Source organism: Neisseria sp. P0021.S006 (assembly GCF_051956895.1).
Map to the genome: position 1 here is coordinate 1 of NZ_JBQCWZ010001318.1, position 430 is coordinate 430.

Consider the following 430-nt stretch of genomic DNA (forward strand, 5'->3'; position numbering starts at 1 on the left):
CTTCTGTATTGTGACCGAGTATAGGCGGGTGGATTTCGTACAACTGGCATCGGGGATGGATTTTCTTTATCAATATCCCAATCGGGGTTTTATCCGTCTCCATGGCGGGGAAACAGCTTAGGCACAGGGAAACCGGAATCGTCAGGGCGCTAATCGATTATGTCGGGCTGGTGTTGATGATTGTCGGTGTCGGCGCATTGCAAATGATGCTTGATAGGTGCAAGGAATTGGACTGGTTTGCCTCAGGAGAGATTATCGTTTTGGGCGTTACCGCTTTGGTGTTCCTGACATATTTTATTGTTTGTGAGCTGGTCGAGAAATACCCGATTGTCGATTTGTCATTGTTTAAAAATAGAAACTTTACGATAGGTGTTCTTGCGACATCCTTGGGCGTCATGGTTTATATGGGTACATTGACCCTGTTGCCTGT

1 pseudogene is annotated in these 430 nt (G+C 46.3%); it reads left to right on the forward strand.

Going from position 1 to position 430, the window contains the following annotated elements:
• Window positions 1-14: 14 nt before the first annotated feature.
• Window positions 15-430 (forward strand): annotated as a pseudogene (locus ACTHUM_RS20080) (MFS transporter); the annotation flags it as partial.